Genomic DNA, 26,067 nt, shown 5'->3' on the forward strand with positions numbered 1-26,067 from the left:
CGGCCGGTGGAAGCTCTTGATAGAATCGCTGAATTCTACCCGGTTTTTCTCTGATTTCATGAACGTTTCCGATTCCGTTTCCACCTGGCTGGCCGCGACGACCGGCACACCGCCCGATTCGCTTGCCTCTGGCGGTTCCGATGCCAGCGTGCGCCATTACTGGCGGGCAAGCTGGCCCGATCGCAGCCTGATCGTGATGCAGGCCGACCCCGCACTGTTCGATGCCCGCCCGTTTCTCGCTCGACAGGCCGAACTGAAGTCGGCCGGCATCCGCGTGCCGGAGGTGCTGGCGCACAGCCCCGACGAGGGCTTGGTCCTGCTCGAGGACATGGGCGAGACGCTGCTGGCGCCGCTGCTGACGGACGAGACACAGGCCAAAGCCTGGTATGTACGCGCAATCGATCTGCTGGTGACGATGCAGGCCCGTATGGTCAGCGAGCAGCTGCCGCCGTTCGATACCGCGTTCATGCAGCGCGAAATGGAAATCGGCCGCGAGTGGTATCTGGAGAAGCACCTCGGTGTCGTGTTCGACGGCGAGCCATTGGCGAGCTGGCAACGCAGTTGCGCGCTGATTGCCGCGTTCAACGCCAGCCAGCCTGCCGGCTTCATGCATCGCGACTATCACTCGCGCAACCTGATGATCAAGGACGACAAACTGGTCGTCATCGATTTTCAGGATGCCGTGCATGGGCCGCTGGGTTACGACATCGTCTCGCTGCTGCGCGATGCCTACGTCGATTGGGAGGAGGCCTTCGTCCTTGATCTGGCGATCCGCTACTGGGAAAAGGCGCGTGCAGCCGGGCTGCCGATCCAGGCGGATTTCGGCGAGTTCTACAAGGCCTTCGAGTGGCTGGGCTTGCAGCGCCATCTGAAGGTCCTCGGCCTGTTCGCACGCTTGCATCATCGCGACGGCAAGAGCCGCTATCTGGCCGACATTCCGCGCGTGCTGCATTACGTCAACAAGGTCTGCGAACGCTACGTCGAACTCGGCAGCCTGAAGCGCCTGCTGGTCAAGGCACACGGCGATCAGGTCGACGTCGGCTTCACTTTCTGAGCGAGGCGCCGCGATGAAAGCGATGATTCTGGCCGCGGGCCGTGGCGAGCGGATGCGTCCGCTCACCGATACCTGCCCCAAGCCGCTGCTCGACGTCGGCGGAACACCGCTGATCGGCTGGCATCTCAGGCGGCTGGCTGCAGCTGGCATCACCGACGTGGTCATCAACCACGCCTGGCTGGGCGGCATGATCGAGGCGGCGCTTGGCGATGGCTCTGCATACGGCGTGCGCATTGCGTATTCGCCGGAAACTTCGGCGCTGGAAACCGCCGGCGGCATCGCCAAGGCACTGCCGCTGCTCGGCGATGCGCCGTTTGCAGTGATCAACGGTGACGTATTTACCGATTACGACTTCGGCGCACTGGCCGGTGTGGCCGAGCGGCTGCGCGCAAACGATGCCATCCGGGCGCATCTGGTGCTGACGCCGAAGGCCGGCTACCCGACCGGCCGTGATCTGGCGATCGCGGCCGACGGGCTGGCCAAGGCCTGCGACGAGGGCGACGCGCCGATGACGTTCTGCGGCATCGCCGTTTACCACCCGGCATTTTTTGCCGCTGTTCCGCAAGGGCAGGCGTCGCCGTTGCTGCCGCATTTCCTGACGGCGATGGCGCGGCGGCAGGTCGGTGCGGAGCGTTTCGACGGTCTGTGGCTCGATGTCGGCACGGTGGAAAGGCTTGAATATGCGGGGAAAATCGCGCGTTCTTGCGTGCACGATGGTTGAATTTGCGCATTGAGTTCTGTTGCACTGCAACGTAAGCTGAGCGTATTCAGGTAGCCGCACAGGGGGCCGTCATGGCCGACAAGCGATTCTTCCACGAGCAGGCGGATCGTTTCACCGCCTTGCAGCATGCATTGCGTCAGGCATTCGATCCGTTCGGTTTTGCAAGTACCGCGCTCAAGGCACAGCAGGCGTGGCTGCAGCACCCGGGTGAACTGGCCGATACGCTGGTCGAGTGGGGATCAGATGCCTGGCAGTGGCAGCAGCATTCGATCAGCCGGCTGGCCGGCGCCCCGGACATCGACCTGTTCCCGTCCCATCCCGACGATACGCGTTTCGCCGATCCGATCTGGTCCGATTCGCCGCAATGGGATGCGGTCAAGGAGTGGTACCTCTTCAATACCCGCTGGCTGCAGGACGTGCTGTACGCCACGCCGGGCCTGTCCGACATCGAGCGCAACCGCAGCGCATTCTGGCTGCGGCAATGGCTGAATGCCGTCGCGCCGACCAACTGGTTCTGGCTGAACCCGGTGGCGATGACCAAGGCCGCACTGACCCGTGGCGACAGTGCCTGGCAGGGCTACAAGCATTTCGCCCGCGACGCGGGCCGTGGCGACATTCCGATGACCGACATGGATGCATTCAAGGTCGGTGAAAACCTCGCGACGACGCCGGGCACCATCGTCCATCGCAGCCGGCTGCTCGAGGTCATCCAGTACACGCCGGCGACGCCCAAGGTCAAAGCCGTGCCGATCGTCATCGTCGCGCCGTGGATCAACAAGTATTACGTGCTCGACCTCGATGCCCGAAAGAGCCTCGTCCGCTATCTGGTCGAGCAGGGCTATACGGTGTTCGTCACCAGCTGGAAGAACCCGGGGGGCGACGAGCGCAATGTCGGCTTCGACGACTACGTCACCGACGGCATCGCGACCCTCGTCGACGTCGCCCGCGAAGCATCGGGAAGCAAGCAGGTGCATCTGGCCGGCTACTGCATCGGCGGTACACTGACGGCGATCTACCTCGCCTGGCTGGCGAAGCGGGGCGAGGCCGACAAGATCGCCAGCGCGACCTTCCTGACCACGCTGACCGACTTCTCGCGACCGGGCGACATCGACGTCTTCCTCGACGACGAGGGGCTGGCGTTCGTAGAAAGCGTGATGGCGCGCAAAGGCTATCTCGACGGCAAGGAAATGGCGTCGAGCTTCCGGATGCTGCGGCCGAACAGCCTGATCTGGAACTACTGGGTCAGCAGCTACCTGCTCGGCGAAACGCCGACGGCGTTCGACGTGTTGTACTGGAACATGGACACGACGCGGATGCCGCAGAAAATGCACAGCTATTATCTGCGCGAGTTCTATGTCCACAACAAGCTGATCCAGCCCGATGCGCTGACGATCGCCGGCGAGCCGATCGACCTGTCCCGGATCGAAACGCCGCTGTTCATGGTCGGCACGCAGGAAGACCACATCGCGCCGTGGCAGCAGACGTGGGCGCTGACCGGCAAGGCACGCGGCTCGGTGACGTTCACGCTGTCGAGTTCGGGTCACATCCTCGGCATCGTCAACCCGCCGCGGCCCGATTCGAAACGCAGCTACTGGCAGGGCGAGGCGCAACGCGGCGAGGGTGCCGAAGCGTGGCTGGCGCGTCAGACACCGGTGGCCGGGTCGTGGTGGCCGAGCTGGGTCGAGTGGCTGCAGCCGCGCTCGGGCAAGGACGTCAAACCGCCGGTCGCCGGGGCCGATCTGGGGCCGGCGCCGGGGACTTACGTGCTCGAGTGATCAGAGCGTGCGCTTGGCGACGACCCTGAGGCTGTCGTCGAGCGTGTAGACGATGGGTTCGCCGTTGGGAATCTCGACACCGACGATGGCGTCGTTGGAAATCCCTTCGAGGTGCTTGATGAGCCCGCGCAGCGAGTTGCCGTGTGCCGAAATCAGCACAGTGCGGCCCGATTGCAGTGCCGGGGCGATGGCATCGAACCAGTAGGGCATCACCCGGGCGATCGTGTCCTTCAGCGATTCGGTCAGCGGCAGTTCGGCATCCGGGATCGCCGCGAACTTCGGATCGCCACGGCCGACCCGCTCGTCATCGTGGTCCAGTGCCGGTGGCGGCACGTCGTAGCTGCGGCGCCAGATCTTCACCTGCTCGTCGCCGTGCTTCTCGGCGGTTTCGGCCTTGTTCAGTCCGGTCAGCCCGCCGTAGTGGCGCTCGTTCAGGCGCCAGTCCTTTTCGGTCGGCAGCCACATCCGGTCCATTTCGTCGAGCGCCAGCCACAGTGTGCGGATCGCGCGCTTCAGGACCGAGGTGAATGCCAGGTCGGGGTGAATGCCGGCGTCGCGCAGCTTGCGGCCGGCGTCGCGCGCCTGCTCGGCACCGAGTTCGGTCAGGTCGACGTCGTGCCAGCCGGTAAAGCGATTTTCTTTGTTCCAGGTCGATTCGCCGTGGCGGATCAGGATCAGCGTGGACATGGGCAGCTCCGGAATGAGCGTTCAGAGGGTAAGCGCGAGCAGGGCGCCGAGCCAGATCAGCCCCCCGAGACCGTAACGCAGACGGCGGCGCAGTACGTGGGCAGACATGTGGACCTCCCGGCGGTCGCCGACGGTCAGGCGGCGGCGACATCAAGTGTTGCGATACAATTCATTATTGAGAATCATTTTCACTTGTGGAAGTGATTTTTCCCTTCTACCAACATAGCCGCTCGCTATGGAGTAGCGTACGCACCATGCGCCAGCCGGCTTTGCGCTGGCGCAACGTCATCTTGCGGGGGTTGCGGTAAAACCTAACCCGATTCCGGTTGTCCCGGCATGTATGCGTCGGGGATAATGCTGCGAACCGCTGTATGCCGTTTTCCCTTTGAATCGAATTGTTTGCGGAGGATGTACCTCATGGCCAACCGCGCCGAACTTGCCAATGCCATTCGCGCTCTTGCGATGGATGCCGTGCAGAAAGCCAATTCCGGTCACCCCGGCATGCCGATGGGCATGGCCGAAATCGCGCTGGCGCTGTGGGGCGAAGGCGAAATGCGCTTCAATCCGCGGAATCCGGACTGGGCCAACCGTGATCGTTTCATCCTCTCCAACGGCCATGGCTCGATGCTGCAGTACGCGCTGCTGCACCTGACCGGCTACGACGTGTCGATCGACGACCTGAAGAACTTCCGCCAGCTGCACAGCAAGACCCCGGGCCACCCGGAGTACGGCTACACCGTCGGCGTCGAAACCACCACCGGTCCGTTGGGCCAGGGCATCACCAATGCCGTCGGTTTCGCGCTGGCCGAAAAGCTGCTGGCGCGCGAATTCAACAAGCCGGGCCTCGACATCGTCGACCATCACACCTACTGCTTCCTCGGCGACGGTTGCCTGATGGAAGGCATCAGCCACGAAGCCGCTGCGCTGGCCGGTACATGGGGCCTTGGCAAGCTGATCGCCTTCTGGGACGACAACGGCATCTCGATCGACGGCCACGTCGAAGGCTGGTTCACCGATGACACCCCGGGCCGTTTCGAAGCCTACGGCTGGCACGTGATCCGCCCGATCGACGGCCACGATGTCGAAGCCGTGCGCAAGGCGATCGACGCCGCCAAGGCCGTCACCGACAAGCCGACGCTGATCTGCTGCAAGACCATCATCGGCAAGGGTTCGCCGAACAAGGCCGACAGCCATGATTCGCACGGCGCACCGCTGGGCGATGCCGAAATCGCTGCGACCCGTGCGGCCATCGGCTGGAATTACGGCCCGTTCGAAGTACCGGCCGACGTGTACGCCGGTTGGGACAAGAAGGAAGCCGGCGCAGCCTGGGAAGCAGAGTGGAACACGCTGTTCGCCAAGTACGAAGCGGCGCATCCGGCGCTGGCTGCCGAGTTCAAGCGCCGCAACGCGGGCGAGCTGCCGGCAAACTGGAACAAGGTCGTTGCCGACGCGATCGCCGAAGCCAACACCAAGGCCGAAACCATCGCCACCCGCAAGGCCAGCCAGAACGCCCTGTCGGCCTATGTACCGAACGTGCCGGAAATGCTCGGCGGCTCGGCCGACCTGACCGGTTCGAACCTGACCAACTGGAAGGGCAGTACGCCACTGCGCCGTGAAGGCAACGAACTCGTCGGCGACCACATCAGCTACGGCGTGCGCGAATTCGGCATGAGCGCGATCATGAACGGCATCCAGCTGCACGGCGGCTGGCGTCCGTACGGCGCAACCTTCCTGATGTTCAGCGAATACGCACGCAACGCGCTGCGCATGGCCGCGCTGATGAAGATCCCGACGCTGTTCGTGTTCACCCACGATTCGATCGGCCTCGGCGAAGACGGCCCGACCCACCAGGCCGTCGAGCAGACCGCAACGCTGCGCCTGATCCCGAACATGAACGTCTGGCGTCCGGCCGACACCATCGAAACGCTGGTGGCCTGGGCCGATGCGATCGAGCAGAAGCAAACCCCGTCGACGCTGATCTTCACCCGCCAGAACCTGCAGTTCCAGACGCGGACCGAAGCGCAGATCGCCGACATCAAGAAGGGCGGTTACGTGTTGCGTGACGCGGCCGATGCCAAGGTCGTGCTGATTGCGACCGGCTCCGAGCTCGACCTGATCGTCAAGGCTGCCGAGAAGCTCGCGGCCGAAGGCATTGCCGCCCGCGTCGTGTCGATGCCGTCGACCAATGTGTTCGACAAGCAGGACAAGGCCTACCAGGCATCGGTGCTGCCGGCCGGCGTGCCGCGTCTGGCGGTCGAAGCCGGTGTCACCGACGGCTGGCGCAAGTATGTCGGCCTCGAAGGCGACGTGATCGGTCTGGACCGCTTCGGCGAATCGGCTCCGGCCGGCGAGCTGTTCAAGCTGTTCGGCTTCACCGTCGACAATGTCGTCGCGCGTGCCAAGGCACTGGTGAAGTAAGCGTTCACTGCTGCCGTCGACAACGGGCCCCTCGGGGCCCGTTTTTGTTGCCTGCCGTTCGTGCGTGCCGGGTGGCGCTTGTGGGCCGGAGAGGGCCCACCTAGAATCGCCCGGTCATTCTGCCGGCATCATCGTGTCCTTCTCGCTCAACCGCTTCCTCCGACTCGGCCGTGTGCCGGCGCTGATTGCGCTGGTGTTGCAGCTCGCGCTGCCGTTCGTGCACGCGGGGGCGATGGCGAGCGGTGCGGTCACCGTGGCGCTGTGCGCACCGGGCGGCGAGATCCGTCAGGTCGTGATTGGTGGCAAGGACCAGCCGGTCAAGTCTGCCACCGCTTGCCCGGTTTGCGCGATCATGGCGGCGCAGGCCTTGCCGCCGCCGGTACCGACTTTCACGCTGCCGCTGGTCGCGCTGATTTCGGTCACGCCGCAACTCGTCGCGACGCTGTGGCCGGCACCGGCACGCCGCGTCTGGGCGCATGCGCCGCGGGCCCCGCCCTCCCTGCTCTGATTCGTTTCCCCCACACCTAGAACAACGAATCGCCGGCCCGCCATTGCGCGCGGCCGGCTGCCGCGCACGTGCGCGGTGCTGGAGCCTGCATGAAACAGCCACACACACTGGCGCGCCGCTGTGCGCTTGCCGTCGCGGTTGCGTCGGCGTTCGTCTATGCCAACGACACCCCGTTGCTCGACGAGGTCGTCGTCTCCGGTTCGCGTGAAGCGACACCGCTGAAGGAAACCGCCGCCGCGATCGGCAAGGTCGACGCGAAAGCCATTGCCGACGCCAAGCCGACGTCGATCAGTCAGGTGCTCGACACCGTACCCGGGGTGCTGATGCCCGATCTGGGCAACGAGCAGCACAGCATGGCGATCCGCCAGCCGATCTCGACCCGGCCGCTGTACCAGTATCTCGAGGACGGGATTCCGATCCGCCCGGTCGGCGTGTTCAACCACAACGCCACCTACGAGATCAACCTCGACGGCGAGGACAGCATCGAGGTGATGCGCGGCCCGGCGTCGAGCCTGTACGGCAGCAACGCCGTCGGCGGCGCGGTCAACTTCATCAGCCGTGCACCGAGCAGTACCCTCGGCGGCGACATCGCATTGCGCGGCTCGAACCAGGGCTACAGCCGTGTCGATGCCGAAGTCACCGGCGGCAACGATGTACTCGCCAGCCGCCTGAGCGGCTACCGCAGCTGGCAGCGCGACGGCTGGCAGGACTACAGCGATGCCGACAAGACCTCGCTGACCCTGCGCAGCGACCTGACGCTGTCGGACGTCGCGTATCTGAAAACGCTGTTCAGCTACAACAAGCTCGACACCGACATGCCGGGCAGCCTGAACCCGAGCGACTACAACAGCCGCCCCGGCTTCAGCTACCAGAGCTTCACCTACCGCAACGTCGAAGCTATGCGGGCGTACGCGCAGCTGATCGGCAACTGGAACGAGGGTGGCGAGACGACGACCAGCGTCTACTGGCGGCACAACAATACCGACCAGCTGCCGAGCTATCTGATCTTCAACACCGGTCCGGCCAGCGCATCGGGGCGGACGACCGAGAACTTCTTCAGCTCGGTCGGGATCGACACGCGTCACCGGCAGGACTGGGGGCCGCTGCGGCTGATCGGCGGCGCGACGCTCGAGGAAAGTCCGAACGATCAGGGCGAGTGGAACCTCGCCGTGCAGCGTGATCCGGCCTCCGGCCGCTACCTGAGCTACCGGGAGACGACACGGCGCCGTGATTACCACGTCGACCTGAGCAACGCCGCCGTGTACGGCGAAGCGCAATGGGCGATCAGCCGTGCGTGGCGTGCAACGGCCGGCTTGCGCTGGGACCGCGTCGGCTACGACTACAGCAACAACCTGAGCCCGAGTGCGACCACCGGCGCACCGAGCCAGGAACAGACCTTCTCGCACACCTCGCCCAAGCTCGGGCTGACCTGGCAGACGAGTGATAGCGTCAGCACCTACGCCAGCTACAGCCAAGGCTTCACGCCACCCGAAGTCGGCCAGCTGTTCTCGTCGCTGGCGGTGCCGGACCTGAAGCCGGCGACGTACAACAACGTCGAGATCGGCCTGCGCGCGCAGTTGCCGTACAAAACGTCGCTGGAACTGGCGCTGTACCAGCTCGACGGCGACGACGAGATCGTCAATTACAGCAGCCAGCCGGGCAAGTCCGAACCGCGCAACGCCGGCAGGACCCGGCATCGCGGCGTCGAGCTGGGCCTGAACGGCGCGCTGGCCGAGGTGTGGCAATGGCGGCTGTCGGGCAGCTACGCGCAGCACGAGTACCGCGACTACCAGGCGACACCGCAGCTCAACTACGCCGGCAAGACGATGGCGCAGGCGCCGAACTGGTTCGGCAACGCCGCGCTGGCTTGGCTGCCGGTCGAAAAGGCGAGGCTCGCGCTCGAGGTCCAGTATGTCGGTCCGTACTGGATGAACGACGCCAATACCGTGCGCTACGACGGCCATACGCTGCTGAACCTGCGCGCCAACTGGGGCTTCGCCCGTGGCTGGGAGGCGTGGGCAAGCGTGATCAACCTGACCGACCGGCACTATGCCGAGTCGGCATCGTCGACCTATAGCGGCACCGGCGTCTACAGCCCGGATGCGCAGGACACCTATACGCCGGGCGCGCCGCGCACCGCGCTGGTCGGCGTACGCTATGCCTTTGGCGGCGAGGTGGCGAAATGAGCGGCGGCTTCTTTCGATACTTGCGCCGGCGCCGGCCCAAGCCGGTGACGCCACCACACCGGCAAGCGGGCTTCGTCGCGCTGCAGGCGCTCGGGACCGGCCGGCTTGTCGGCGTGCTGACCCGCTGGCACCGTCGGCTGGCGTTGCCGGCCGGTGTCGCCGTGTTGCTGTGGGGCTTGTCCGGCGTGATGCATCCGATCATGTCGGCGCTGTCGCCGCAACCGCAGCGCCCTGCGCCGGCGGCGACCTTGCCGGCCGGATTCGTGCCGGTGCAGCCGGCGCTGACCGGACCGGTGCGCGAGCTGAAACTGATGATGTTCGCCGGCCGTCCCGCATGGCAATGGCTGACCGGCGATGGCCGGCTGCGGCATTGGGCCGACGCACGGACCGGCCGCGAGATCGTTGATGCCGACCGGGTCGAGGCCGAACGCTTGGCGCGGGCCTTTGCCGGGGATGCATCCGGCCCGGTCGCGCGGATCACGCCGGTCAGCACCTTCGGCGGCGATTACCCGGCGATGAACAAGATCCTGCCGGTCTGGCGGGTCGAGTTCGCGCGCGATGACGGTCTGACCGCCTTCGTCGATACCGGCGAAGCCCGCTTGTCGACGCTGACCGACGACCGCAAGCGCGTGCTGATGGGGGCTTTCGTGCTGCTGCACAGCTGGGCGTGGGCAAGCGAGCCCGTCAAGCTGACCGGGATCGCCGTGCTGCTGGGCTGCGGGCTGCTGACGATGGCCGGCGGCCTGGTGCTGTGGCTGGTGCGCCAGCGCGCCGCGACGCTCAAGCCGGGACAGCCTCGCCTGCGGCGCTGGCATCGCGGGCTGGGCACGGCGGTGGGCGTGGCCGGCATGCTGCTGGTCGGCAGCGGGCTGATCCACCTGTACTTCTCGCGCGCCCAGGCGCCGGCCCAGCCTGCGCCGTTGCTGACCGCGATTCCGGCGCTGGCCGTGGTGCCGGACGGTGCGCAGCGACTGAGCGCGGTCCGGTTCGGCGAGCACAGCGGCTGGCTGGTCGCTGCTGCGCAGCCGGGCGCCAGTGGCGGCGGCGAACACCAGCATCACCACGCGGCTGACGCCGATGCGCTGCCACGCTACTGGAATGGTCAGGCCGAGACCGATCTGGCGCAGCAGCACGCACTGGCGCTGGCCGAGCGCGCCGGCGCACCAGCGGGGCAGGCAGCGACCGTGTCGCTGGTGACGCAGTTCGGTGGCGAGTACGGCTTCTTCCAGAAACGGCTGCCGGTCTATCGTGTCGACTATGCCGTGCCGGGCAAGCCGGCTTACTATGTCGAGCCGGCGACCGGCGCGTTTTCGGCGCGCATCGACGATCGCGATCGACTGGAAGGATACGTGTTCGCCTATCTGCACAAATGGCACTGGCTCGACGGTCTCGGCAAGACGCCGCGTGATGTCATCCTTGCCGGCTTTGCTGCCGCCAATGTCGCCGCCGCCGCACTCGGCCTGACGCTGTGGTGGCGACGGCACAGGGCGCGCTAATGCACTTGCGCCACGCCGTGTTGCTGTCGCTGGCCGGCCACGCGGCCGTGCTCGGGGGCGGCTGGCTCGGTCGTGGCGTGCCGCCATCGTCACCGCCGGAGCAGGTACTGACCGTCCGCCTGCAGGTCGGGCCGGGCATCGCCGCGACCAACCCGCAGCCGGCGCCAAGTCACCCTGCGCCACCTGCTGGCCGGCATCCACCGGTACCGGCCCGCTCGGCGTCGCCCAAATCTGCTCCGCAGAACACGGCAGCACCCGTGACTGCAGCGGCTCGACGACACTCGGATACGGCGAGGCCGGTCGAGGCAGCGGTGATGCCGAGTAGTCCGGTTCGGGCAGCGGAGGAACAGGCACGGGCCGAAGCCGCCAGCGGAGCCAATCTGTCGGCGCCGGATCACGGGGCGGCAGGCGGTGTGGATGTGGCGCCGAGCTGGCCCGGTTACCTCGCCAATCCGGCGCCGGAGATGCCGCTGGCTTCACGCCAGCGCGGCGAGGTCGGCAAGGTGGTGCTCAAGGTGCGTGTCGACCAGAGCGGCCGGCCGCAGGCCGTCAGCGTACTGCACACGAGCGGCTTTGCCCGGCTCGACGAAGCCGCGCGCAAGACCGTGGCCGAGCGCTGGCGCTTTGCACCGGCACGCCGTGGCGATACGCCGGTGGACGCCGACGTCAACGTGCCGATCGTTTTCCGTCTGGACGACTAGCTCCGCAGGCCGGCATGGCCGGAGTTCAATCCAGCAGTCGCTTGCGACGCAGTTCGTCCTGGACCAGTGCGCTGATTTTCGGTGCCAGCTGGGCTTCGAGTTCGCTGGCGATGTCGTGGCCCAGCCTCTGCAGCAGATCGTTGTAAACGCTGTTCATCACCGTCGCCATCTGCTGCTTGACCCGCTGTTCGACCTCGAGCGCGATGTCGATCGCCAGATGCGCGCCGACAGCGGCCGTAATCTCGGACACCGTGTCGGCATCGACCGGCGGGGGCGTCGGCAATGGTGGCGCCGCCAGTGCGGGTTCGGCAGCGGCCGTTGCCGCCTGCAGGCTGGCCGGTGCGGTAGACGGCATGGGCGGGGCGGCGTCCAGTGCATCGAGATCGATGATCCAGATGTCGTCATCGGCGGGGTCGGCCACCTGCAGCGTATTCGGCCCGGCGGACCAGACCGCATGCGTGACGGCCGCGTGCGTTTCGACGACCGGCCCGATGCCGTTCTCGGAGCCGGTTTCGAATTCGGTGGTTTCGGGCTCTGCCGGTTCCGGCACGAGTGACTCGGCTTCGACGGCTTCCGGCGCAACGTCGGCGTGATCACCGTGCCAGCGCAATTCGTGCAGGCCATCGCTTGCATCGGTCACCGCATCGGCGATCATCGTTGCCTCAGCCTCAGCCTCAGCCTCAGCCTCAGCCTCAGCCTCAGCCTCAGCCTCAGCCTCAGCCTCAGCCTCAGCCTCAGCCTCAGCCTCAGCCTCAGCCTCAGCCTCAGCCTCAGCCTCAGCCTCAGCCTCAAGCGTCGGCTCGACGGCGTCCTCGGTCAGCGGGGCAGGGCTTTCAGCCGGCACCGTGTCGTCGTCCTGCAGCGGGAGCGGTGCCTCGGGCGCGGGGGAGAAGACGATGGCATCGGCCTGGGCGGGCTCGGCGAGGTCGCTGATTCTGACGGTTTCGTCGTCCCAGCCCAGTCCGGCCGGCGTGATGACGCCGGACTCCACGGCTTCGGAGACTTCAGGCAGCGGTGGCAGCCAGTCGTTGTCGATGCTTTCAGGGTAGGGCGACACCAGCGCGTCGAGATCGAGCAGCGGCAGATCCAGAAACTCCCCCGGCGCCGGGCTGGCGGGGGCCGGCACTGGCGTTGCGGCGACCACGGTAGCGGTCGGGGCAGGCGGGGGCGGAGGGGTAAAGAATTCTTCCGGATCGAACATCAGCACCGGTTCGGCGGCGCCGGCTTCGTCGGTCAGCACCGGAATGTCGTCGTCGTGCGCCGTGGCTTCGACGGTCAGCACCGGAATGTCGTCGTCGCGCGGCGGCTCGCCACGGTGGCGGGCCAGCAGCGCGTCCATCTTGTCGAACAGGGGGCTGACGCTGTCGTCGGTGTCGTTCATCGCTGGGCTGCCAGTTCGAGAAGGTCGATGCCCTCGGGGGTGATGCCATGTGCCAGGTAGGCACGCCAGCGCGCGCGCGCGGCGCTGCGGGCTTCGTCGGACTGATCGACGATCTCGATCACCCGGGTGTACTGCGCCAGTCCGCCGGGTACGCCGTCGGTCCAGTTGAACAGCGCGTCACGCGCCGGCATCAGCTCGACGCGATGGTCGACGAGGATCGGTGTGCGGCCGGCGTCCGGGTGGTCGGCGGCGCAATGCGGCAGGAAACCGGTCTGCGGCAGTTCCCACAGCAGGCGGTCGAGTGCGTAGGCCGCCGACTCGCTGGCGGCGAGCACGCTGATCGACAGCTTTTGCGCCATGGCCTTGCCGACGAGCTGGCACAGGGCCTGCTCGCGGCTGCGGACATTGAAGTAGAACGTGACCTGCGCCACCGGCTTTCCTTACTTTTTCTTCGCGACGCGCTGGCGCAGGAACTCGACCAGCAGCGGCACGGGCCGGCCGGTCGCGCCCTTGGCCGCGCCGGATTTCCATGCGGTGCCGGCGATATCGAGGTGGGCCCAGCGGTAGTCTCTGGTAAAGCGCGCCAAGAAGGCTGCCGCGGTGATCGAGCCGGCCGGGCGGCCGCCGATATTGGCCATGTCGGCGAAGTTCGACTTCAGCTGCTCTTGGTACTCGTCCCAGATCGGCAGGCGCCATGCTTTGTCGCCGGTGTGCTGGCCGGCGGCGTAGAGCGCGTCGGCGAGCGCATCGTCGTTGGCGAACAGCCCGGAGGTATGGTGGCCGAGCGCAATGATGCAGGCGCCAGTCAGCGTGGCAATGTCGACGACGACATCCGGGTCGAACTTGGCGACATAGGTCAGCGCATCGCAGAGGATCAGCCGGCCTTCGGCATCGGTGTTGAGGATTTCGATCGTCTGGCCCGACATCGAACGGACGACGTCGCCCGGCTTGACGGCATTGCCGGCGGGCATGTTCTCGCAGGTCGGAATCACGCCGATCACGTTGACCGGCAGCGCCAGTTCGCACACCGCGCGCAGCGTGCCGAGCACGGTGGCGGCGCCGCACATGTCGTACTTCATTTCATCCATGCCTTCGCCGGGCTTGAGCGAAATGCCGCCCGAGTCGAAGGTGATGCCCTTGCCGACCAGCACGGCCGGCCTGGCGGCTTTCTTGCCGTCGCCGGCACCGAAGTACTCGAGCACGATCAGCTTCGGCGGCTGGGTCGAGCCCTTGGCGACCGACAGCAGCGAGCCCATGCCGAGGGCATCCATGTCGGCCTCTTCGAGCACCGTCAGCTTCAGGTGGAAACGCTCAGCCAGCAGCGCGGCTTCGTCGGCCAGCCGGGTCGGCGTGCAGACATTGCCGGGCAGGTTGCCGAGGTCGCGGGTCAGATTCATGCCGTGACCGATGGCCAGGCCGCGCGCCAGACCTTCTTCGGCGCCTTTCTGTTCGCCCTTCTTGCCGAGCAGGAGTGCAATGCTGGCCAGAACCGGTGCCGGTTCCGGCTCGGATTTGAACTGGGTGAAACGGTAGGATTCGAAGGTGATCGCCTGCGCGATCGTCGCGGCGACGTCGTCGCTTGCAATACCCTTCAGTGCAGGCAGCGCGATGGCCGCACTGGCCGATTTGCCCTGGACCAGCGTGCGCGCCAGGGCTTCGAAGGATTTGCGCAGCGTGGTGACGTTGGCGTCCTTGCCCAGCTGCAGCAGCAGTACTTTTTGCGGCTGGTTGTCGATCGGCAGATAGCCAGCCAGCAGGCTGCCGGCCTTGTCGCCGAATTCGGCGCTGCCGGCCAGTTGCGTCAGCCAGCCGCCGGCTCGCTCGTCGAGCTTGGCCAGCGAAGCAGGGAGTTTGGCGCCCGCAAGCGGCAGCACCAGGCAGTCGGCGGCGGCTTTTTCGGGGGCGGTAAGATTGATGCTAAACTCCATGGCGGATCTCCATTGGTGTCGCGGTAGCGGCTTGCCGCAGCGGCAGCCTGGTGTGTCGGGGCAGGATGGATTGCCCGATCGCACATAGAACGGGCCAGGATGGGCGACGCGCAAGTGAATCAGCCCACTGGTGGCCCACTGGCGACGCCGGCAAGATTCGACCGATTATTTCCCAGCCCCCCTTATAAGTCAAAAACGCGGATGCTGTTCAGACGAAGCCTGATTCACGAGATGTCCTGGGTTGCCATCGCCGTTTTCTCGGTGCTGCTGCTCGTCGTCATGACCACCCAGATCGTCAAGCTGCTGGGCCAGGCGACGCTCGGCGTGCTCGGCAGTGGCGCGGTCTGGGTGCTGATGGGTTTCACCTCGCTGCGCTATCTGCCGATGCTGATGTCGCTGATGCTGTTCATCGCCATCCTGATGACGATGACCCGACTCTGGAAAGATAACGAGATGGTCGTCTGGTTTGCCAGCGGCCGTTCGATCCGCAGCTTTGTCCGGCCGGTGCTCGAGTTCGCGGTGCCGATCGTGTTGCTGATCGCCGCGCTTTCCTTGTTCGCGTGGCCGTGGGCGCAGCGCGAGAGCCGGGATTTTCGCGAGAAATCGGCGCAGCGTCAGGAAGTGTCGCAGGTGGCGCCAGGGGTGTTCCGCGAGTCGTCGGAAGCTGACCGGATCTACTTCGTCGAGCAGTTCGTTGCCGATACCGGCCAGGGCCGGAACGTGTTCGCCCAGTTGCGCGGCAAGAACGGCAAGATTACCGTCGTCGTCGCGAACGAGGGGGGCTTGTTCCTCGACCAGCACGGCGAGCGCTGGCTGTGGCTCGGCAAGGGACACGCCTATACCGGCGTGCCTGGCACGGCGGCGTATGAAACGACCGAGTTCCAGCGCGCACAGGTCAAGGTCGAAACGCAGGACAAACCGGTTTCAAGCCCGAGCACCCAGGCCAAGAGTTCGCTGGAGTTGTGGGGCAGCAGCAGCCCCGAGGAGCAGGGCGAGCTGGCCTGGCGCATCGCCTTGCCGATTTCGGCGCTGATCATGGCGCTGTGCGCGATTCCGTTTGCCTTTTTCAACCCGCGCGGTGGCCGGGCGCTCAATCTGCTCGGGGCGATTTTCGTGTATTTCCTGTATTACAACTTCATCAATATCGGCCAGGCCTGGATCGCTGACGGCAAGATTCCGGCCGTGGTCGGCATGTGGCCGATCCACGCGGCGGCACTGGCGATGATGTTCGCGCTCTATCGCTGGCGGGGACGCGCGCGATGATGAAACTGCTGTCGCGCTACCTGCTCAAGGAAATCACGCTGTTCGTGCTGTTTACCTTGATCGGCCTGCTGGCGCTATACATGTTCTTCGACGTGATCGCGCAATTCTCGCAGCTTGGCAAGGGCGGCTACTCGGTGCTGGATGCGCTGATCTACGTCGCCTTGCAGATTCCGGGCAATGCCTACGAACTGATGCCGATCGCGGTGCTGATCGGCAGCATCTTTGCGCTCTCGAACCTGAACGGCAATTCCGAGTTGACGGTAATGCGCGCCGCCGGTGTTTCGGTGAAACGCCTGCTGGTCTGGCTGGTTGGCATTGGCATCGCCTACAGCAGTTTCACCGTGCTGATGGGCGAGTTCGTCGCGCCGGTGACGATGCGCATGGCCAGCCAGTACCGGCTGGCGGCGACCAAGCAGATGATCGCCGGCGACTTCCGTTCGGGCGTCTGGGTCAAGGATGGCCGGCAGATCGTCAACATCGCCGAAATGATGCCGGACCTGAGCATCCAGCGCGTGCGCATCTATGAATTCACCCCCGAGCGTACGCTCGACCGCATCGTCGACGGCGTGCAGGGACGTTACCTCGGCGACGGCGTCTGGCGGCTCGAACCGGCGGTGCAAACGACGTTCCTGCCGGCCTCCGGCGGCGTCACGCTGAAGAGCGACAAGCTGTTCGACTGGCCGACGCAGATCACGCCGGACATGCTCGCGGTGCTGCTGGTCGAGCCGGCGCAGATGTCGGCAAGGGCGCTGCTGCGCTATATCGATCACCTCGAGCTCAACGGCCAGAAGACGCAGCGTTACCAGTTGGCACTGTGGGGCAAGCTGTTCTATCCGCTGGCCTGCCTGTCGATGGTGGTGATTGCCTTGCCGTTCTCGCAGACACAGCGGCGCAGCGCCAACGTTGGCGTGAAACTGTTCATCGGCATCCTGACCGGCGTGACCTTCCACTTCTTCAACCGCCTGGTCGTCTATCTGGGCGAGCTGCAGAACTGGCCTGCGCCGGCGGTGGTGTCGATTCCGACGCTGACCTTCATGGCCGTTGCGCTGTATCTGCTGTGGCGGCAGGAAAAACGCTAAATCCAAACCCGGAGCATTGCATGCACGTGCTTTTGACTGGCGGCGCCGGCTATATCGGCTCGCATACCTACGTCGAACTGATTGCCGCCGGCTTCAAGCCGGTGATCCTCGACAACTTCTACAACGCCAAGCCGGCGGTGCTCGAGCGGCTGGCGACGATTACCGGCACCGAGATCGAATGGGTCAAGGCCGACGTGCGCGACCGCGCCGCGCTCGACGAGGTATTCAAGCGCTTTCCGATTTCGGCCGTCGTCCATTTCGCCGGCCTGAAGGCGGTCGGCGAATCGGTTGAAAAGCCGCTCGAGTATTACGACAACAACGTCGTCGGCACCCAGCGCCTGCTTGAGGCCATGCGCGATGCCGGCGTGAAGAAGCTGGTGTTCTCGAGTTCGGCCACCGTGTACGGCGACCCGCACGCAGTGCCGATCCGCGAGGACTTTCCGCTGTCGGCGACCAATCCGTACGGCCGCTCCAAGCTGATGGTCGAAGACATCCTGCGCGACCTGTACAAATCCGATCCGGGCTGGGATCTGGCCTTGCTGCGCTACTTCAATCCGGTCGGCGCGCATGCGTCTGGGCTGATCGGCGAGGACCCGCAGGGCATTCCGAACAACCTGATGCCTTTCGTTGCGCAGGTTGCCGTCGGCAAGCGCGAGCAGCTGTCGGTGTTCGGCGACGACTACCCGACGCCGGACGGCACCGGCGTGCGCGACTACATCCACGTGGTCGATCTGGCGCGCGGCCACGTCAAGGCGTTGCAAAAACTCGCTACGAATCCGGGCCTCGTGACCGTCAACCTCGGTACCGGCGTCGGTTATTCGGTGCTCGACATGGTCAAGGCCTTCGAGGCAGCGTCGGGCAAGCGGGTGCCGTACAAGCTGGTGGCACGCCGCCCGGGCGATATCGCCGCCTGCTATGCCGATCCGGCGTCGGCGCGCGAGCAGCTCGGTTGGGTTGCCGAAAAGACGCTGCAGGACATGTGCAATGACGGCTGGCGCTGGCAAAGCCAGAACCCGAACGGCTACGGCGACTAGGAGCGGCTGACAAAACCCTGCTGGCTGCGTTGTGCTCGCTTGCCGTACTACTCGTACTGTCTGCGCTTCGGACCCTAAAGGGCCCATTGCCAGCACCGTTGCACCGGGTTTTGTTAAAAGCTCCAAATTTGCTCGACCGGGCTGTAGCGCCAAACTGCTTTGGCTCCCTCGCCCATTCGGGCAGGTTGCCGTTGACGGTGCGGTGTTATTTCCGCCGGCCACTGCCGCACTACGGCTAAAATGATCACCACACAGACTTCGCCCGCGCCCTGCGCGGGCTTTTCGCTTGCATGGCACTCGACGCTCGCCTGAAAGGCAACATCTTCGCGCTGTACCTGGTCCAGGGGCTGAACTACCTGGTCTCCTTGGTCACGTTCCCGTTTCTGGCCCGCACGCTCGGCGCCGATGGCTTCGGCGTGCAGTCGTACGCCTTCGCCGTGGTCCAGTACGGCGTGCTGCTGACCGACTTCGGCTTCAACCTGTCGGCAACGCGCGAGGTCGCGATCGCGCGCGGCGATACTGCGGCGATCGCCCGGGTGTTCTGGCGCACCAATGTCGCCAAGGCCATGCTGATGTGCGTGTCTTGCGTGTCGCTCGCCGTGGCGATCGGCACGGTGCCCGAGTGGCGCGAGCATGCGCCGGTGTTCTGGCTGTCGCTGCTCTATGTCGTCTCCAGCGTGTTCTTCCCGATCTGGTATTTCCAGGGGCTGGAACTGATGCGCGCCGCGTCGCTGCTGACCGTCGCAGGTCGGGTTGTCGTGCTGGGCGCCTTGCTGCTGATGGTGCGCGGCCCGGACGATGTCGCAATCGCCGTGGTGCTGCAGGCGCTGCCGGCCTTTGTCGCCGGCGCCTACTGGTGGTGCACCGGCCACGGCGCGCCGCGCCCGTCCTGGGTCGCCCCGACCCGCGCCGATATCGGCGCGTCGCTCAAGGCCGGCTGGCCGCTGTTCCTGTCGGCGCTGTCGACCAATCTCTACACGACCAGCACTGCCGTGCTGCTCGGCTGGTTCGCCAGTCCGGCGCAGGTCGGCTATTTCGCCGCCGCCAACAAGCTCACCTATACGGTGCAGGGGCTGATCGGCCCCTTGGTGCAGGCGACGTATCCGCGCATCGCCCAGCTCGCCAGCCACGACAAGCCGGCGGCAGTCGCGCTGATCGGCAAGGCGTTCAGGATGCAGGGCGCGGCCGGCCTCGGGCTGACCCTGGTGCTGATGCTCGGCGCGCCGTGGATCGTACCGCTGCTGCTCGGCAAGGGCATGCTCGGCAGCGTCGAGACGCTGATCTGGCTGGCGCCGGTGGTGCTACTCGGCGCCCTGTCCTACGTCTACGGCCTGCAAAGCCTGCTGCCCTTCGGTGACGAGCGTTACTACAGCAAGGTGCTGGTCGTGGCCGGCGTGGTCAACGTCGGCCTGCTGCTGTTGCTGTTGCCGGGGCGCGGCGCGGTTGCTGCCGCACAGATCGTTGTCGCGGTTGAGGTCTTCATCCTGATGGCGTTCTGGTGGCGTGCCCGCGTTCATTTGAAGAAGGCCGCATGATGCCGGTCATTTCCATCATCCTGCCTTGCTACAACGCCGCCGCACTGCTGCCCGAGACGCTGGCGTCGCTGTCGGCGCAGACGCTGGCCGATTTCGAATGCATCGCGATCGACGACGGTTCGACCGATGCGACGCGCGCGGTGCTCGAAGCGCATGCAGCACGTGATCCGCGATTCATCGTCGTCAGTCGTGAAAACCGCGGCCTGATCGCGACCCTGAACGAGGCGATCGCGCTGGCTCGCGGTGAATGGATCGCGCGAATGGACGCCGACGATATCGCCCGTCCCGAACGGCTGGCCAGACAGCTGGCAAGGCTGAACGAGACCGGCGCCGACGTCTGCGGTGTCGGCATCCGTTTCTTCGGTGAACGCGACGGCATCTGGCTGCCGCCGGAGTCCGATGCGGCGCTCAAGGCGGCCTTGCTGTTCAATCCGCCATTCGCGCATCCGGGCGTAGTGGCAAGGGCCGCGCTGTTCAAGGCGCACGGCTACGACGCCGGCGCGCAGCATGCCGAGGACTATGCACTGTGGTGCGCGTTCGCCAGGGCCGGTGCCCGCTTTACCGGCATTGCCGAGCCCTTGCTCGATTATCGCGTCCATCCGGGCCAGATCACCCAGACCCGCCGCGCCGAAATGGCGGCGACCGGGGCGGCAATCCGTGCCGACTATGCACACCACGCACTGCCGACCGAGTGGACCGACACCGACAAGCACGGTTTCGCCGAGCTGGCCGCACCCGATCGCGCGCTCGACCGCAGCGACTGGTTCACCTTCACCGCGCAGCTGGTGACGCTGGCACAGCGCGATCCGGCGACACGGCCGGCGTTCTGTACCGTCTGGCTTGATGCGCTGGTGCGGACCCACGGTGTCGACTGGCGCTGCAAGAAGCGGTTTTCACTGCTGTCGCAGCAACTGCCGCCACCTGCGGAAGAGCGGGGGAAATGGCAGCGCCAGCGCGCGCGCGTTTTGGCCGGCGACGCCGTCTACGGCCTGATCAAGAAGCTGCGGGGACGGGCATGAGACTGCTGTTCGTGGTCCGCGACCTCGGTCTTGGCGGCGTTGAACGTTGCGTCGTGCTGGTCGGCAGCTGGCTGGCCGCACGGGGCTTCAAGGTGACCGTCGCGATGCTCGGTGGTAGCCGCAACCTCTGGGGCGCGCGGACGGCGACGCTGGAGATCGTCGATCTCTCCGGTGCGTGGCATCCGAAAAAGCCGTGGACCTGGTTCGCCGGCTGGTGCGCGCTGCGCGGTCTGGCGCAACGGCACGATGCGGTGATCGCCGCGACATTCCTGATGCCGCTCTACCTCACCTGGGCCGCGACGCGGGGGCTGGGCCGGCGGGTGCTCGGCTGGGTGCACGGGCCGCTGGCCGAGGTCGACGCGCGCGCACACATGAATCCGCTGCATCGCCGCGCCTGCCAGTACATCTACCGGCGGCTGCCCGAGCTGGTCTTCGTTTCGGCACATGCGCGCGATTCGCTGGCGAGATGGCTCGGCCATGAGTCCGGGGTTGTCGGGCAGGGCGTCGCCCAGCGCTGGCAGGTCATTCCGAATTTTGTCGAACCGCAGCCGGCACGCCCGGCCGGGCCGGTTCGCGATCCGCTGCGCTTGTTGTTCGTCGGCCGCGTTGCCGAGGAAAAGCAGCCGGCGTTGTGGCTCGATGCGCTGATGGCACTCGATCGCCTGGGACATGCGGCCACGCTGACCGTCGTCGGCGACGGCCCGCTGCTGCCATGGTTGCAGGAGGAGGCGGTGCGGCGCGGCTTGCAAGAGCACCTGATCATCGCCGGTCGTCAGGACGACATTGGCGCCTGGCTGGCCGATGCCGACTGGCTGCTGCTGACCTCGCTGTTCGAAGGCTGCCCGCTGGTCGTACTCGAAGCGATGCGGGCGGGGCTGCCGGTGGTGTCGACGCGTGCCGGCGGCGTGTACGAGCTGTTTGCCGAGCGGGAAGCCGATTTCGTCACCGGTCACGCCAGCGGCGAAGCAATCGCGGCACTGATCGTTGCACAGGCTCCGCACCACGCGGAACACGCAGCATGGCTGCGCTGGCGTGCCGATGCCTACAGTCCGGATGCGCTCGGCGCGCGCTGGCTGCATTTGCTGGAAAACACCCGATGACCGCTTCATCGAATCGCGTTGCACTGCTGATTCCGCACTACAACAACCCGCAAGGGCTGGCCGCGTCGCTGGCCAGCATCGGTGCCGCCGAGCAGGTCGATGCCGTTGTCGTCGACGACGGCAGCACCCGTACCCGGATCGACGAGGCGGCATGCCGCGCTGCGTTCAGGGCGCGCGGTGAGGTGGTCTTCCTCTATCTGCCGCAGAACGCCGGGATCGAGCACGCACTCAACACCGGGCTGCAGCACATCGTCGACGCCGGCTACGAATTCGCCGCCCGGCTCGATTGCGACGATCTGGTCATGCCGGACCGATTCGCCAGACAGGCGGCCCATTTCGACGCCCATCCCGAAGTGATGCTGCTCGGCAGTGCAGTGACCTTCTTCGACGAGAGCGGTGACCGTTTCACCGTGCAGCAGCCACAGACGCATGAAGAAATCGTGCTGCAGATGCACGACGACAACGCCTTCACCCATCCGGCGGTGATGTTCCGGACCAGCGCGGTACGCGAGATCGGCCTGTATCCGACCGACTGCCGTGCCGCCGAGGATTTTGCCTATTTCTGGCGCTTTGTCGCGCGCTACCGCACCGCCAATCTCGCCGAAGTGCTGACGAAGAGCGAGTACAACGACGCCGGCATTTCGATGAGCAAGCGACGGGTACAGCAGGCCGCGCGGTTGAAGCTCCTGTGGCGCCATTTCGACTGGACGCCGCGCTCGGCCGCGAAAATGGCCAAGGCGCTGATCTCGCTCATTCTCCCTTTAGCCGCAGCCCGTACAATCAAACGTCTCATTGGGCGCAAGAACTGGTCATGAACGACACGCAAAACCGGCTGATCTGCCTGATCCCGCATTACAACAATCCCGGTGCGCTGGTCGCGTCGCTCGGCTCGATCGGCGCAGCCGAAGCCTGCGACGTGCTCGTCGTCGACGACGGCAGCACGCGTGCGCCGATCGATGTCGCCGCCTGCCGCTCGGCGTTTGTCGCGCAGGGGACGCTGCGTTTCCTGAACCTGCCGCAGAACCGCGGCATCGAGCATGCGCTGAACGCCGGCCTCGAGTGGATTCGCGGACGCGGTTACGAACTGGTTGCCCGACTCGACTGCGGCGATCTCAACGTCTCCGACCGGTTCGCAATGCAGACCGCGTTTCTGGATGCCCACCCCGACATTGCCTTGCTGGGCGGCGCGGCGGAGTTCGTCGACCAGCAGGGCAAGGTGCTCTACGTGATGCGCCATCCGAGCGAACACGCCGACATCGCCCGGACGATGCGCGCCAATTCGGCCTTCATCCACCCGGCGGTGATGTACCGCGTTGCAGCGCTGGCCGAAACCGGGCTGTATCCGCTCGATACGCCCGCCGCCGAGGATTACGCACTATTCTGGCAGTTCGTTGCGCGTTTCCGGACCGCCAATCTGCCCGAGGTGCTGATCCGGTACGAACTCGATCCGGGCGGCATTTCACTGTCGAAGCGCAGCAAACAACTGAAAAGCCGGCTGCTGGTGCAGCGCCGTCATTCGGACGGCAGCCCCGCCGCGCTGGCCGGCATCGCGCGCACGTATGCGCTGCGTCTGGCACCGGCCGGGCTGATCGGCAGGCTCAAGGCCCGCCTGCGCAAGGGGCGCACATGAGCGCCATCGTCCACGTCGTCGAATCGTTCGGCGGCGGTACGCTGTCGATGGTGTCGGCGTTTGCCAACCGCCAGGCCCGCGACGGCCATACGGTGACGGTGATCCACAGCGTGCGAGAGGAAACGCCGGACAACTGGCCGGCGCTGTTCGACACGCGCATCCGTTTCATCCAGCTGCCGATGCAGCGGTCCATCCACCCGGTCAACGACTGGCGCGCGGGCAGGGCGCTGGCACGCTGGCTCAAGGAACTGGCGCCTGACGTCGTTCACCTGCATTCGAGCAAGGCCGGGGCGCTAGGACGGATCGCCAGCATGTTCGTGCGCGGTCCGCGCTACTTCTTTTCGCCGCACGGACTGTCCTTCCTGCAGCGTGCCGAAGGCCAACTGAAGAACACCGTATTCCTCGTGCTGGAAAAACTGCTCGCACATACCTCGGTCACCGCGATCGCGTGTTCGCACTCGGAAGCCGGCGAGATCCGCCAGCACCTGACGCCGCGCGTCGTCGTGGTCGAGAATGCCGTCGACGTCGCGGCGATTCCGCAAGCCGCCGGCAACGACGGCGTGGTGCGGATCGGTACCGTCGGCCGGGTGGCGCTGGCGCGCAATCCCGAGCTGTTCGCCGAGGTTGCAACGCGCTGCCGGCAAGCCGGCGTCGAGTTCGTCTGGATCGGTGGCGGTGACGCGGCCGGTGAAGCGGCGCTGAAAGCCGCCGGCGTGGACGTGCTTGGCTGGCTGCCGCGCGCGCAGGCGCTCGAACAACTGGCGACGCTCGACATCTATATCCAGACGAGCCGCTGGGAAGGCCTGCCGGTGGCCGTGATCGAGGCGATGGCCGCCGGCCTGCCGGTGGTCGCGACCGATGTCGTCGGCAACCGCGACCTGATCCGCCATGGCGACAACGGTTATCTGGTCAGCGATGCGGCCGGCTTTGCCGAACGGCTGGCGCCGCTTATTGCCGACGCCGACGCGCGCCGGTCGATGGGCGCGCGTGCGCGCGGTTTTGCGGCCAGCCACTATTCGCTCGATACGATGATGAACACGCTCTACGACGTTTACGGAATTCCCCCGCATGGATAAGCACCGCCAACCCGAACGCGCCAAGCCCTGGCTGGCGCTGGCCGACTTTGCCGCGCTGGCCGCCGGTTTCGCCATCGCGATCGGTCTTTTGTACCTGTTCCGCTACCACCGGATCGGCAGCGGCCTGGCCTTGTGGTGGGAGTGGGAGGGCAAGCAGCAGGGCCAGGCCTTCCTGTTGCTCGCCGGCCTGTCGGTCGCCAATTTCTGGTGGCGCGGTCATTACAGCGTGCGGTTGCCGTTCTGGGACGAACTGCTCGAACTGTGCCGCTGGCTGCTGCTGGCGGCACTGCTGAACGGCATGGTCGTGCTGCTCGGCAAGTTCACCGTCTCGCGCTTCCTGTGGCCGGTGTCGTGGAGTCTGGCGCTGGTGCTGGTGCCCTGGTTCCGCGCACTGATGCGGTCGTGGCTGCTCAAGCGCGGTGTCTGGCAATTGCCGACGGTGATCATCGGTGCCGGCAGCAACGCCGTAGAAGCATTCCGGGCGATGATGAGCGAGAAGCAGCTCGGTTTCCGGGTCAAGGCGCTGGTGTCGATCGACCGTGATGCGCCGGACGAAATCGCCGTCGACGACAAGCATGTGCTGCGCGTGGTCAAGCTCGACGCCGGCGAACTGATTCCGTGGCTCGAGGCCGAGGGGCGGCCGCACGTAGCGATCGCCGTCGACGCAGACGAGCTGCGCGCGCTCGAAGGGCCGATCGAGCAGCTCAGCCTGCGTTACAAGCATCTGCACATCATTCCGCCGGTTGCCGGCCTGCCCTTGTTCGGCGTCGTACCGCACCATTTTTTCAGCCATGAAGTGCTGTTGCTGCGGGTCAGCAACAACCTGATGGTCTGGCCGCTGACCTTGCTCAAGCGCGCGTTCGACCTGTTCGGCGCATCGGTCGGCCTCTTGCTGCTGTCACCGCTGTTCGCTTATGCGGCAATCCAGATCAAGCGCCAGGGTGGTCCCGGCGCGGTCTTCTTCGGTCATGTGCGCATCGGCATGAACGGCGTGCCGTTCAAGTGCTGGAAATTCCGCACCATGGTGCACAACAGCCAGGAAGTGCTCGACAGGCTGCTGGCGTCCGATGCGGAAGCCCGGGCCGAGTGGGACAAGGACTTCAAGCTCAAGAACGACCCGCGCGTGACGCGGATTGGCGCCTTCCTGCGCAAGACCAGTCTCGACGAGATTCCGCAGCTGTGGAACGTGATCAAGGGCGAGATGAGCCTCGTCGGGCCGCGTCCGGTGATCGAGGCCGAACTCGAGCGTTACGGCGACAAGGTCGATTTCTACCTCGAGGCGCGACCAGGGCTGACCGGGCTGTGGCAGGTCTCCGGCCGCAATGACACGACCTACGCCGAACGCGTGGCGCTGGATGCGTGGTATGTAAAGAACTGGAACCTGTGGTATGACATTGCAATCGTCTGCAAGACGATCAAGACCGTCGTAACCGGTCGCGGCGCGTACTGACGTGACCGCGAGCAAACCCACCGAAC

22 protein-coding genes are annotated in these 26,067 nt (G+C 65.8%); 18 read left to right on the plus strand and 4 right to left on the minus strand.

Annotated elements, in window-relative coordinates; translation table 11 throughout:
* Nucleotides 1-58 precede the first annotated feature (58 nt).
* The 3 genes from JMJ54_RS15385 to JMJ54_RS15395 all read left to right on the plus strand — a co-directional run bounded on the left by JMJ54_RS15385 (nt 59) and on the right by JMJ54_RS15395 (nt 3,550).
* Entirely contained in the window at nt 59-1,054 is a 996-nt protein-coding gene (locus JMJ54_RS15385; protein ID WP_203539441.1) for an aminoglycoside phosphotransferase family protein, read from the plus strand.
* Nucleotides 1,055-1,067: 13 nt separating this feature from the next.
* On the plus strand, nt 1,068-1,775 hold the full coding sequence (gene murU, locus JMJ54_RS15390) for an N-acetylmuramate alpha-1-phosphate uridylyltransferase MurU (protein WP_203539442.1): 708 nt from the start codon (nt 1,068-1,070) through the stop codon (nt 1,773-1,775).
* Between the two features lie 71 nt (nt 1,776-1,846).
* Nucleotides 1,847-3,550 carry a PHA/PHB synthase family protein gene (locus tag JMJ54_RS15395; protein WP_203539443.1) on the plus strand — a complete coding sequence of 568 codons (1,704 nt, stop codon included), beginning with the start codon at nt 1,847-1,849 and terminating at the stop codon, nt 3,548-3,550.
* Here the strand turns inward: JMJ54_RS15395 and gpmA are convergent, their stop codons facing one another.
* The gene (gpmA, locus tag JMJ54_RS15400; RefSeq protein WP_203539444.1) at nt 3,551-4,237 is read right to left on the minus strand and encodes a 2,3-diphosphoglycerate-dependent phosphoglycerate mutase; all 687 of its coding nucleotides are present in this window, start codon (nt 4,235-4,237) and stop codon (nt 3,551-3,553) included.
* Between the two features lie 417 nt (nt 4,238-4,654).
* Here gpmA and tkt point away from each other — a divergent pair, with 417 nt between their 5' ends.
* From tkt to JMJ54_RS15425, 5 genes are all read left to right on the plus strand, one after another.
* Entirely contained in the window at nt 4,655-6,655 is a 2,001-nt protein-coding gene (tkt, locus tag JMJ54_RS15405) for a transketolase (RefSeq protein WP_203539445.1), read from the plus strand.
* 133 nt (nt 6,656-6,788) lie between these two features.
* A complete protein-coding gene (locus JMJ54_RS15410; protein WP_203539446.1) occupies nt 6,789-7,163 on the plus strand; it encodes a DUF2946 family protein in 375 nt (124 codons plus the stop codon).
* A gap of 89 nt (nt 7,164-7,252) precedes the next feature.
* Entirely contained in the window at nt 7,253-9,349 is a 2,097-nt protein-coding gene (locus JMJ54_RS15415; RefSeq protein WP_203539447.1) for a TonB-dependent receptor, read from the plus strand.
* Nucleotides 9,350-9,393: 44 nt separating this feature from the next.
* Nucleotides 9,394-10,845: a PepSY domain-containing protein gene (locus JMJ54_RS15420; RefSeq protein ID WP_203539448.1), complete on the plus strand. Its 1,452-nt coding sequence runs from the start codon at nt 9,394-9,396 to the stop codon at nt 10,843-10,845.
* Nucleotides 10,845-11,546: an energy transducer TonB gene (locus JMJ54_RS15425; protein WP_203539449.1), complete on the plus strand. Its 702-nt coding sequence runs from the start codon at nt 10,845-10,847 to the stop codon at nt 11,544-11,546. The genes JMJ54_RS15420 and JMJ54_RS15425 overlap by 1 nt, the downstream gene beginning before the upstream one ends.
* A gap of 25 nt (nt 11,547-11,571) precedes the next feature.
* Here the strand turns inward: JMJ54_RS15425 and JMJ54_RS15430 are convergent, their stop codons facing one another.
* The 3 genes from JMJ54_RS15430 to JMJ54_RS15440 are packed head-to-tail and all read right to left on the minus strand — an operon-like array spanning nt 11,572 to nt 14,855.
* Nucleotides 11,572-12,927, minus strand: a complete 1,356-nt coding sequence (locus JMJ54_RS15430) for a hypothetical protein (RefSeq protein WP_203539450.1) — start codon at nt 12,925-12,927, stop codon at nt 11,572-11,574.
* Nucleotides 12,924-13,358, minus strand: coding sequence for a DNA polymerase III subunit chi (locus tag JMJ54_RS15435; RefSeq protein ID WP_203539451.1), 435 nt, complete (start codon nt 13,356-13,358; stop codon nt 12,924-12,926). Before JMJ54_RS15435 ends, JMJ54_RS15430 begins: the two co-directional genes overlap by 4 nt.
* Before the next feature lie 9 nt (nt 13,359-13,367).
* On the minus strand, nt 13,368-14,855 hold the full coding sequence (locus JMJ54_RS15440; protein WP_203539452.1) for a leucyl aminopeptidase: 1,488 nt from the start codon (nt 14,853-14,855) through the stop codon (nt 13,368-13,370).
* Nucleotides 14,856-15,056: 201 nt separating this feature from the next.
* Between JMJ54_RS15440 and lptF the strand changes: the two genes are divergently transcribed.
* The 10 genes from lptF (at nt 15,057) to wbaP (ending at nt 26,041) form a co-directional block, all read left to right on the plus strand.
* Nucleotides 15,057-16,118, plus strand: a complete 1,062-nt coding sequence (lptF, locus tag JMJ54_RS15445) for an LPS export ABC transporter permease LptF (protein WP_275411129.1) — start codon at nt 15,057-15,059, stop codon at nt 16,116-16,118.
* Nucleotides 16,115-17,197, plus strand: coding sequence for an LPS export ABC transporter permease LptG (gene lptG / locus JMJ54_RS15450; protein ID WP_203539454.1), 1,083 nt, complete (start codon nt 16,115-16,117; stop codon nt 17,195-17,197). Before lptF ends, lptG begins: the two co-directional genes overlap by 4 nt.
* A gap of 20 nt (nt 17,198-17,217) precedes the next feature.
* Complete coding sequence (gene galE, locus JMJ54_RS15455) at nt 17,218-18,231, plus strand: UDP-glucose 4-epimerase GalE (RefSeq protein ID WP_203539455.1); 1,014 nt, start codon at nt 17,218-17,220, stop codon at nt 18,229-18,231.
* A 290-nt stretch (nt 18,232-18,521) separates the two neighbouring features.
* Nucleotides 18,522-19,766 carry an oligosaccharide flippase family protein gene (rfbX, locus tag JMJ54_RS15460; RefSeq protein ID WP_203539456.1) on the plus strand — a complete coding sequence of 415 codons (1,245 nt, stop codon included), beginning with the start codon at nt 18,522-18,524 and terminating at the stop codon, nt 19,764-19,766.
* Nucleotides 19,763-20,785 carry a glycosyltransferase family 2 protein gene (locus JMJ54_RS15465; RefSeq protein WP_203539457.1) on the plus strand — a complete coding sequence of 341 codons (1,023 nt, stop codon included), beginning with the start codon at nt 19,763-19,765 and terminating at the stop codon, nt 20,783-20,785. Before rfbX ends, JMJ54_RS15465 begins: the two co-directional genes overlap by 4 nt.
* The gene (locus JMJ54_RS15470; protein WP_203539458.1) at nt 20,782-21,885 is read left to right on the plus strand and encodes a glycosyltransferase; all 1,104 of its coding nucleotides are present in this window, start codon (nt 20,782-20,784) and stop codon (nt 21,883-21,885) included. The genes JMJ54_RS15465 and JMJ54_RS15470 overlap by 4 nt, the downstream gene beginning before the upstream one ends.
* A complete protein-coding gene (locus JMJ54_RS15475) occupies nt 21,882-22,700 on the plus strand; it encodes a glycosyltransferase (protein ID WP_203539459.1) in 819 nt (272 codons plus the stop codon). The genes JMJ54_RS15470 and JMJ54_RS15475 overlap by 4 nt, the downstream gene beginning before the upstream one ends.
* Complete coding sequence (locus JMJ54_RS15480; RefSeq protein ID WP_203539460.1) at nt 22,697-23,515, plus strand: glycosyltransferase; 819 nt, start codon at nt 22,697-22,699, stop codon at nt 23,513-23,515. The genes JMJ54_RS15475 and JMJ54_RS15480 overlap by 4 nt, the downstream gene beginning before the upstream one ends.
* The gene (locus JMJ54_RS15485; protein ID WP_203539461.1) at nt 23,512-24,591 is read left to right on the plus strand and encodes a glycosyltransferase; all 1,080 of its coding nucleotides are present in this window, start codon (nt 23,512-23,514) and stop codon (nt 24,589-24,591) included. The genes JMJ54_RS15480 and JMJ54_RS15485 overlap by 4 nt, the downstream gene beginning before the upstream one ends.
* A complete protein-coding gene (gene wbaP / locus JMJ54_RS15490) occupies nt 24,584-26,041 on the plus strand; it encodes an undecaprenyl-phosphate galactose phosphotransferase WbaP (RefSeq protein ID WP_203539462.1) in 1,458 nt (485 codons plus the stop codon). Before JMJ54_RS15485 ends, wbaP begins: the two co-directional genes overlap by 8 nt.
* The last annotated feature ends 26 nt before the right edge of the window (nt 26,042-26,067 follow it).

The organism is Jeongeupia naejangsanensis (genome assembly GCF_016865585.1).
In the GTDB taxonomy this organism is placed as follows: Bacteria; Pseudomonadota; Gammaproteobacteria; order Burkholderiales; family Chitinibacteraceae; genus Jeongeupia; species Jeongeupia naejangsanensis.